Consider the following 7602-nt stretch of genomic DNA (forward strand, 5'->3'; position numbering starts at 1 on the left):
TCTAACGCACGACTTGTTTGGGGTTGCCGAGATGACAAAAAGGGAAGAGGCAATGATAACAACGATCGAAGAGATATCCAATGCGTTGGAAATTTTAAATGAGCCGTCTCCCTGGTCTGATGATATTAAAGCAAGTGACAACTTTTTAGACCGTTTATTTCCCAAATATTTTGAGAAACTGGGATTGCCAAATATTATGAGAAAAACAGATTATCACGTTTTAGCGGGGTTAATTGAAAAGGAGGCTATTGACCCCGAAGTAATCGAAAAGCTTGATTTCATATTGTCAGTTGCAAAACAAGCCACCCCGCATATTTAAAAAGGCTGTTCAAAAAGCGACATTTCCGGATGGATGCCCATTGGCGTGATCAAAAGCGGATTCCCACTACGGCATGCTTTATGGTAATTCGTTCAATCTGTTGATTTGTTACGTTTTTTCGGGTAGACTTCATATTAGGCGCCTCCTGATGGATTATTAGGGCCAAGACCCGTTACATCTTGCCTAATCCATCACTCGAGGCGCTTCTGTTTTGTCCAAGTCCGCTTAACGGTCGTCATTGACGTGGCAACCATTACTGCCTACATCGCGGTGGCATATTAATGAGAAACTCTATATAAATCGTCGAGGACAACCCATTTATTGTACTCCATTGGGCCCTGTCTTGAAAGCGGGAATCAAGCTGTCGGGAATGAAGATGACAAAACAGAGTTGAAACAGGAAGGAGCGTTCTGGTATGCCGGAAAAAACGATGAAGGCAATCCGCTACCACCGTTTTGGCGGAGCGGAACTGTTGCGACTGGAAGAAACCGCAGTCCCAATTCCGGGAGCGAAAGAAGTGCTTATTCGCGTAATTGCGTCGTCCGTTTTGCCGATCGATTGGAAAATTCGCCAGGGAATGATCCCAATACCGGTTCAATTCCCGGTAATCCCGGGCGCTTCATTTGCCGGCATAGTGGAGGATGTCGGGGCGGAAGTTGCTTCTTTTGCGAGAGGCCAAGCCGTTTTCGGGAGAAGCGGGAAAGGAACCTATGCGGAATATACGACTGCCCCCTCACGGGGCCGCCGGCGGAGTCGGCTTATTCGCTGTTCAATTCGCCAAGTTAAAAGGCGCATATGTGATCGGTACTGCCGGCGCGGAGAACATCGAATTCATTCGTTCGCTGGGCGTTGATTTGGCAATCGATTATTCCCGTACTCCTTTTGAACAATTGGCCGGAATGGTCGATTTCGTTTTGGATACAGTCGGCGGAGAGACGCTTGAACGCTCCTTTTCTATCGTAAAAAAGGGCGGTGTTCTGATTTCCATAGCGGGACGACCGGCGCCAGCGAAGGGGCAACAATTGGGGATTCGGGTCTTGGGTTCGAGCCCGGCTACCCGTCAAGATTTGATCGACATTGCGAAGTTGGCAGACGATGGACGGATCAGAACGTATGTTCAGCGCGTGTATCCGTTGCATATGGCCAGCATGGCTCATGAGCGGAGCGAAAGCGGGCACGGACGCGGTCGTATCGTGCTAAATGTCGCCGATGCGTAAAAGGTCTACGGCAGTGAAACCGGAGGAAAGAATACTTGTTTCAATCGTATTGAAATCGTACTGTCCGCTATTATAAAATCGAAAGTAACGGCGACTTTTTTTTAGTCTGCCGACAACAAAAGTGGGGGGCAGCAAATGTCCAAATCCATTGTCGAAAAATTAAATTTGCACAAGTTCGAAAAGGTAGCCGTGCTATACAAACCGGAGGATGAAAACAGTCTGGCGGAATTGTCCGATTACGACACCGAGTTGAAAGACAGTCGGTACGATCTCATTTTAGCATACGTGTTCACGATGGAATCGCTGCGGGATCTCGTCCAAAAGGTGATCGATCAGCGCGTTTTGAACAACGGCGGATATTTGTACGCAGCTTATCCGAAAAAGGGAAACAAGGTTTATTCGACTTATATTCACCGGGATAGCCTGTTTGCAGGGTTAGGGGCTGACGAGGACGGCTATGTTGGAACGAGCGGCTTGAAATTTGTGAAAATGGCGAGCTTAAACGAGGTATTCACCGTTGTCGGTTTCAAGGAAGGGGCCCGGAAAAGCAACAATGGCGCCGCAAAGCCAAGTCAACGCGTGAACGATTATGCGGACAAGATCCCCGATGTGGAAAAAGATCTGCAAGATGCGCCCGAGGCGTTAGCTTTTTACCGATCGCTTACTACCGGGTATCAAAAGGATTGGGCTCGTTACGTATACAGTGCCGTCCAAGAAGAAACAAGGGCAAAACGCCGGGAAGAAATGAAATCGATTTTAGGCAAAGGGTATAAAAGCATTGAACTTTATCGAAGAGAAAAGGTGTAAAGTGGCCCAGCCGAAGCTTCCGACGCCTGCACTCAGTTAACGTTAATCTTACTGCGCAACGTTAAAACGTAAGGACAGCCCCTCCCTATACAGCGCTAAAACGGGCGGACCGCCGCACTGCGCAGCGCTAACGTTAAACCACTTTGCCCTGTACACCGCTAAAACGGGGGATCGCCTCCCTGCACAACCCACCTGCCCAGCGCTTACGTTAAGCTTACCAGCGCACCGCGAGCGTCAAGCCCCTCTGCCCGGCGCTAACGGACGCAGCAGCGGCTATTTGCCGAAAAAAGGCCATGTAAAAATTTTAACGGACGCCACAGCGGCTATTCGCCTTATTTTTACCTAAATACCACACATAGTGCTAAAATAAGCGCGCCTACGTCCGTTAAACTTAAAAACCGGGCGTAAAACCCAAAATAGCCTCTGTCACGTCCGTTAGATCTGAAAGCGCACAAACGAATACGTTGGCACACAAAAAGAACCGTTCGGCTTGCCGGACGGCATATTTTTAATTAAATTTACCAAAACTTAAAGTTGGGTTTTATGATCCACCCAGATAAATTTTTTGTCGTAGTTCATCGAGTCTTTTTTGGACATATGCAATAGCCCCCAGAAAACAAGAAAGTCAATCGCGAGCATTGCGGCGCAAACGACGATAAAGGTGACCATTCATCCGGACTCCTTTCAATTGGCTTTTTCTTAATAATAAATATAAAATAAAACCTGGAAAATGGCAATGCAAGAAACTGCATGGAGATGAGCGTATGGGCGATGAATTGACAATGGAAAAAGCGACTTTTGCCGGCGGCTGTTTTTGGTGTATGGTTTCGCCTTTTGATAAAATGCCGGGAGTGCACAGCGTCGTATCCGGCTATACCGGTGGCAGCAAAGAAAACCCCACCTATGAGGAAGTTTGCGCCGGGACAACAGGGCATGTCGAAGCGGTGCAAATCACGTTTGATCCGCGCGTGATGCCGTATGAACGGCTGCTAGAGATTTTCTGGCAGCAAATCGATCCCACCGACCCGGGCGGGCAGTTCCATGACCGCGGCGACAGTTATCGGACAGCGATTTTTTACCATAATGAAGAACAGCGCCTGGCTGCGGAAAAATCCAAAAAGGCGCTGCAAGAAAGCGGACGGTTTGCCGATCCGATCGCAACCGAGATTGTGCCGGCGACCGAATTTTACCCTGCGGAAGACTACCACCAGAATTATTACAAAAAGAAACCGGTGCACTATCAAATGTATCGCCTCGGATCGGGCCGCGACGCGTTCATCCGCAAACATTGGCGAAACCGGAAAAATGAGCAGGAACTAAGAAAACAACTGACGCCGCTTCAGTACGAAGTAACGCAAAACAATGCGACGGAGCCGCCGTTTCGCAACGAGTTTTGGAATCATACGGCTGAGGGCATCTATGTGGATATCGTGTCGGGCGAACCGCTATTCAGTTCGCTGGATAAATTTGCGTCGGATTGCGGCTGGCCGAGTTTTTCCAAACCGTTGCGTCCCGCCAATGTAACCGAACACCTGGACACGAGTCACGGGATGATCCGTACCGAGGTGCGCAGCAAAAACGGAGACTCCCATCTGGGCCATGTCTTCACGGACGGCCCCCGGGACAAAGGCGGATTGCGCTATTGCATCAACTCGGCGGCGCTGCGCTTTATCCCCAAAGAAGATTTGGAAAAGGAAGGCTACGGGGAGTTTCTTTCTCTGTTCGCCAAATAAATAGCTTCACAACGCCTGAGGTATACGCGAAGGAACAGGCTCATAAACTGAAACCATCGACGCCAAAACGACAGGTGAAGCGGGCATGCGCAAGTGGTTCCGAACAAACAAAGAGGTCGCGGAGCAAAACCGATCCTTTCGCGATCTGACAGTAAAGCTGGAGTTACTGGAGAGGACGTTGCAATCCGTGCAGCGTCCTTCCGAATATCATATTCATATCGAGAGTCTCACGGTCGACAAGCCGGTGTTGGAACAATTGGTTTTTCGCCTCGACAGCCTGGATATTCAGGAAATCAGCGGGTCGCTCAACCTGGGCAATAATTTTGGCACCGCCAATGGTCTAAGGCTGAAAGAGCAAAAGCCGAAACAGGTAAAGCCCGGGGAAAAAAAGGCGCCCGGCGCAGGTCCGGAAATTGTCGCGACGCCGTCCGGCTATAGCCTGAAGATATAACCGGATTGCCGGCAAGGGAACGAGGAACACCGCCTATTCTTTTTCAATAAAATAAATTGTGTTTATGCTTTAGGGGGATTCGTATGGCGGTAACCGTGACGTTCGTCAGCATCAATGTGAATAATCTCAATAGAGAAGGAACCGTCGCCGTTGGCGAAGTGAATCAGGCAGGTTGGTCGGCACACGGAAAAAACAATTTCGGCAACGGATTTTACATCGGCAACACGCTTGCTTTCGCCAACGTTCAGTCGATCGTGGATGTTGACCTGATCGATTCTCCGATCAACGATTCGGATAATCTCCCCAGCGCGCAAAATCAAGCCGTTTGAGCAAACGCCCGTTTTCGGATGCCATGAAAACGGGCGTCCACATGTCAGATTTTGAACTTTGCAGCAAACAATGGCCATAAGAAAGCCAGAATATTTAGCCCGATTTTAAAACCTTGACCCAAACCGCCGAATAATCCTCCTCCCGCGCCGCCCGAAGGCGCATTGCCGCCGGATTGCCATCCGGTCAGTCCCTGCAGCATTCCGGGCAGCCCGCCAAGCAAGCCGGACAACATGTCAGATCCCTGCCCGCTGCCAGCCGCCAATGGATTTAACCCGCCGAAACTTTTTACTTTGGCGCGGAAACCTTGGCTCGAAACAGGCATTTTGCCTTTACCGCGAACGCCGTGCAGCAACAGTTCGCCGTTTTTTATTCCTTGAATCGTTCCGATATAATAGGTGCCGTCTTGCAAAACGGCGCAAACGGGTTGTCCGTACAGCATGTTCAATTGCTTTTCCACAATCGTGCCGATCGCTTCCATCCGCACCCCTCCTTTCGACAATCGCTTGCTGATTACAGTTTATACGGCTTTGCCACACCCGGCTTGGATACTTATAGCAGGTGTAATAAAAAGGCGGGTGACAGTTTCGCGGTTGTCCATCAATGCGTACGATAAAACGGAGGTTTCTGCGGGAAGGAGGGAGTGGTTTGCATCTGATTTGCTCGTATCCGATTCAGGAAGCTGCGGTCTTGCCGCACTGCGGCAAGCAGGTTGCGGTAGTTTTGGCGGACGGTGACGTTGCATGCGGTGTGATCGACGGCGTTCGAGATGGAAATTTGCTGCTTCGTCCGGCTGCAGGCGTGGATATAACGGCGATTCGCAATAAATTGTTGGCGCATCCCAAAGTAAAAGCCGCCATGCAAAAAGCGGACACGAAAGCATTTTTCCCCTTTTTCAACCCTTTTCTGTGGGCGATACCGCTATTCTTGATTGCCGCTTTGTTCGCTTTTCCTTTCTTCTGGTTGTAAGCCTTATTTTTGCGGGCATAGCGGCGATCACACAGGAATTGGGCACGGTTATTTCATACGTTATAGCGAACGGCAGATAGACAAGCGAAAGGAGGCGGGTGTTCCTATGGGAATGGGATACGGCGGATTAGGCTGCAATGTCGGTTATGGCGGTTTTACAAGCACCGGTGTCATACTGGTATTGTTCATTCTGCTTGTCATTGTTTCGCGTAGTCTCGCATTTGGCATCTAAATTCATATTGGTCCGGCCAGTGTCAAAAGCTACTTATCCTTGCGGATGGGTAGCTTTTTCGGGTTAAAAAAACGGTTGACAACTGGGGTGTATGAATCGTATAGTACATGTATCGAGTGTATGAACCACATAGTACATACACTATATTGCAGGGGGGCAAAGCCATATGAAATTTAACAATCGCGACCCCGTTTATCTGCAGGTTGTCCGCCATTTTAAGGTGGAAATCGCTACCGGCAAGCTGAAAGCGGGCGAGGAAATTCCTTCGCGCAGGGAACTCGCGGCACACTTCAATATTAATCCGAATACTGCGCAAAAAGCATACAGGGAGATGGAGGAGCAAGGATTGATTCGTACGGAAGGCAATTTCCCCAGCCGGATTACAGCGGATGAAAAAGTGTTGGGCGCAATCCGGGAAGAACTGATCAGGGAAGCCGTGGATACGTTTGTCGCCGCGGTTCGGAAAATCGAAGTGCCGCTTGATGAATTGCTGCAAATTGTAAAAGAAACATATGTTGCCGAAGTGCTTGAACGGTCGGAAAGCGAAACGGATGCGGGAGGCGAAACGGATGATTGAAGTGAGGAATGTAATCAAGAAATATGGTCGCAAAAAAGTGTTGAACGGTGTTTCGTTTACGGCGGAAAAAGGGCAAATCACTTGTTTGATCGGCGTCAACGGCGTAGGAAAAACCACGATCATGAAGGCGATCATGGGCTTGACGCCGATCAACGGCGGAGAGATTCTGATCGACCAAAAGCCGCTGAATCATGCGATGTATGAGCGGATTGTATTTATCCCGGATACGATTGCCATGCCGCTCCAGATGAAAATTCGCGATTGTCTGCAATTTATGGGTGATTTTTACCGCAATTGGAACCATGTGCGCGCGGAAGAACTGCTTGCGTTTTTCAAGCTGGATGAGCGGGATCGTTTGGCGGAACTTTCCCGGGGGAATGCGGCTAAAATCAACTTGCTGCTCGGATTGTCCGTCGATGCGGATTATCTGTTGATGGACGAACCGTTTTCCGGAATCGATATGTTCAGCAGGGAACAAATTGCGAAAGTGTTTACCGGCAGTCTGATCGAGGATCGCGGCGTGATCATCACCACCCACGAGATTAATGATATTGAGCATTTACTGGATAAAGCCGTACTGTTCGAGCAAGGTAAAGTGCTGAAAGAATTCGGCACCGAAGAAATGCGGCTGTCCGCAGGAAAATCCGTTGTCGATGTTATGAGAGAGGTGTATCAGGCATGATCCGGTTTGCCAAGCTGCTTCATTTTGAATGTTACCGTTTTCGTTATTTTTATCTTGCTTTGCTGCTCGTCACGGCGATTTTGCAATCCGTTGGCCTGCTGCTTTTCACAGCCGAATATATGCAGCGCGCCAACCGCTGGATGACCGCGGGAGGCCTGTCGCAAACGCAGTTTCTGGAGCGTATCGGCCCGACGAGTTTTGCTCGATTCAGCGAAGGAAGCCTGTGGTTTGTTGCCCCGATTGCCTTATGTATCGTAGCCCTTTTGTTGTATGTCTTTCTTATCTGGT

The 7602-nt window shown here is 49.4% G+C and carries 13 protein-coding genes and 1 pseudogene; 12 read left to right on the forward strand and 2 right to left on the reverse strand.

Annotation, left to right across the window (positions count from 1 at the left end; translation table 11 throughout):
• The 4 genes and pseudogenes from VF260_12115 to VF260_12130 form a co-directional block, all read left to right on the forward strand.
• On the forward strand, window positions 1-319 hold a 319-nt coding region (locus VF260_12115; protein ID HEX7057923.1), incomplete at its 5' end, for an AAA family ATPase.
• 430 nt (window positions 320-749) lie between these two features.
• Window positions 750-947: pseudogene (locus VF260_12120) on the forward strand (NADP-dependent oxidoreductase).
• 82 nt (window positions 948-1029) lie between these two features.
• Complete coding sequence (locus tag VF260_12125; protein ID HEX7057924.1) at window positions 1030-1536, forward strand: zinc-binding dehydrogenase; 507 nt, start codon at window positions 1030-1032, stop codon at window positions 1534-1536.
• Window positions 1537-1671: 135 nt separating this feature from the next.
• Window positions 1672-2343 (forward strand): YdeI/OmpD-associated family protein, encoded by a 672-nt coding sequence (locus VF260_12130; GenBank protein ID HEX7057925.1) that lies wholly within the window; start codon window positions 1672-1674, stop codon window positions 2341-2343.
• Between the two features lie 528 nt (window positions 2344-2871).
• On the opposite strand, the gene VF260_12135 is transcribed toward VF260_12130, so the two are convergent.
• Window positions 2872-3012 (reverse strand): hypothetical protein, encoded by a 141-nt coding sequence (locus tag VF260_12135; protein HEX7057926.1) that lies wholly within the window; start codon window positions 3010-3012, stop codon window positions 2872-2874.
• 95 nt (window positions 3013-3107) lie between these two features.
• Here VF260_12135 and msrA point away from each other — a divergent pair, with 95 nt between their 5' ends.
• The 3 genes from msrA to VF260_12150 all read left to right on the forward strand — a co-directional run bounded on the left by msrA (window position 3108) and on the right by VF260_12150 (window position 4856).
• Window positions 3108-4076, forward strand: a complete 969-nt coding sequence (gene msrA / locus VF260_12140; GenBank protein HEX7057927.1) for a peptide-methionine (S)-S-oxide reductase MsrA — start codon at window positions 3108-3110, stop codon at window positions 4074-4076.
• A gap of 85 nt (window positions 4077-4161) precedes the next feature.
• On the forward strand, window positions 4162-4527 hold the full coding sequence (locus VF260_12145; protein ID HEX7057928.1) for a hypothetical protein: 366 nt from the start codon (window positions 4162-4164) through the stop codon (window positions 4525-4527).
• Window positions 4528-4610: 83 nt separating this feature from the next.
• Entirely contained in the window at window positions 4611-4856 is a 246-nt protein-coding gene (locus tag VF260_12150) for a hypothetical protein (protein ID HEX7057929.1), read from the forward strand.
• A 44-nt stretch (window positions 4857-4900) separates the two neighbouring features.
• Here the strand turns inward: VF260_12150 and VF260_12155 are convergent, their stop codons facing one another.
• Entirely contained in the window at window positions 4901-5335 is a 435-nt protein-coding gene (locus VF260_12155) for a hypothetical protein (protein ID HEX7057930.1), read from the reverse strand.
• Window positions 5336-5502: 167 nt separating this feature from the next.
• Between VF260_12155 and VF260_12160 the strand changes: the two genes are divergently transcribed.
• The 5 genes from VF260_12160 to VF260_12180 form a co-directional block, all read left to right on the forward strand.
• The gene (locus tag VF260_12160; GenBank protein ID HEX7057931.1) at window positions 5503-5823 is read left to right on the forward strand and encodes a hypothetical protein; all 321 of its coding nucleotides are present in this window, start codon (window positions 5503-5505) and stop codon (window positions 5821-5823) included.
• A 112-nt stretch (window positions 5824-5935) separates the two neighbouring features.
• The gene (locus VF260_12165; GenBank protein ID HEX7057932.1) at window positions 5936-6055 is read left to right on the forward strand and encodes a YjcZ family sporulation protein; all 120 of its coding nucleotides are present in this window, start codon (window positions 5936-5938) and stop codon (window positions 6053-6055) included.
• A gap of 166 nt (window positions 6056-6221) precedes the next feature.
• On the forward strand, window positions 6222-6632 hold the full coding sequence (locus VF260_12170; protein ID HEX7057933.1) for a GntR family transcriptional regulator: 411 nt from the start codon (window positions 6222-6224) through the stop codon (window positions 6630-6632).
• A complete protein-coding gene (locus tag VF260_12175) occupies window positions 6625-7314 on the forward strand; it encodes an ABC transporter ATP-binding protein (GenBank protein HEX7057934.1) in 690 nt (229 codons plus the stop codon). Before VF260_12170 ends, VF260_12175 begins: the two co-directional genes overlap by 8 nt.
• The coding region (locus tag VF260_12180; GenBank protein ID HEX7057935.1) for a hypothetical protein at window positions 7311-7602 on the forward strand (292 nt) is incomplete at its 3' end. The genes VF260_12175 and VF260_12180, both read left to right, overlap by 4 nt.

Source organism: Bacilli bacterium, assembly GCA_036381315.1.
Classification (GTDB): Bacteria; Bacillota; Bacilli; order Paenibacillales; family KCTC-25726; genus DASVDB01.

Coding starts and splice junctions, on each gene's coding strand:
- VF260_12125 (HEX7057924.1), top strand. CDS start 1,030: ATGCGGAATATACGACTGCCCCCTCACGGGGCCGCCGGCGGAGTCGGC.
- VF260_12130 (HEX7057925.1), top strand. CDS start 1,672: ATGTCCAAATCCATTGTCGAAAAATTAAATTTGCACAAGTTCGAAAAG.
- VF260_12135 (HEX7057926.1), bottom strand. CDS start 3,012: ATGGTCACCTTTATCGTCGTTTGCGCCGCAATGCTCGCGATTGACTTT.
- msrA (HEX7057927.1), top strand. CDS start 3,108: ATGGGCGATGAATTGACAATGGAAAAAGCGACTTTTGCCGGCGGCTGT.
- VF260_12145 (HEX7057928.1), top strand. CDS start 4,162: ATGCGCAAGTGGTTCCGAACAAACAAAGAGGTCGCGGAGCAAAACCGA.
- VF260_12150 (HEX7057929.1), top strand. CDS start 4,611: ATGGCGGTAACCGTGACGTTCGTCAGCATCAATGTGAATAATCTCAAT.
- VF260_12155 (HEX7057930.1), bottom strand. CDS start 5,335: ATGGAAGCGATCGGCACGATTGTGGAAAAGCAATTGAACATGCTGTAC.
- VF260_12165 (HEX7057932.1), top strand. CDS start 5,936: ATGGGATACGGCGGATTAGGCTGCAATGTCGGTTATGGCGGTTTTACA.
- VF260_12170 (HEX7057933.1), top strand. CDS start 6,222: ATGAAATTTAACAATCGCGACCCCGTTTATCTGCAGGTTGTCCGCCAT.
- VF260_12175 (HEX7057934.1), top strand. CDS start 6,625: ATGATTGAAGTGAGGAATGTAATCAAGAAATATGGTCGCAAAAAAGTG.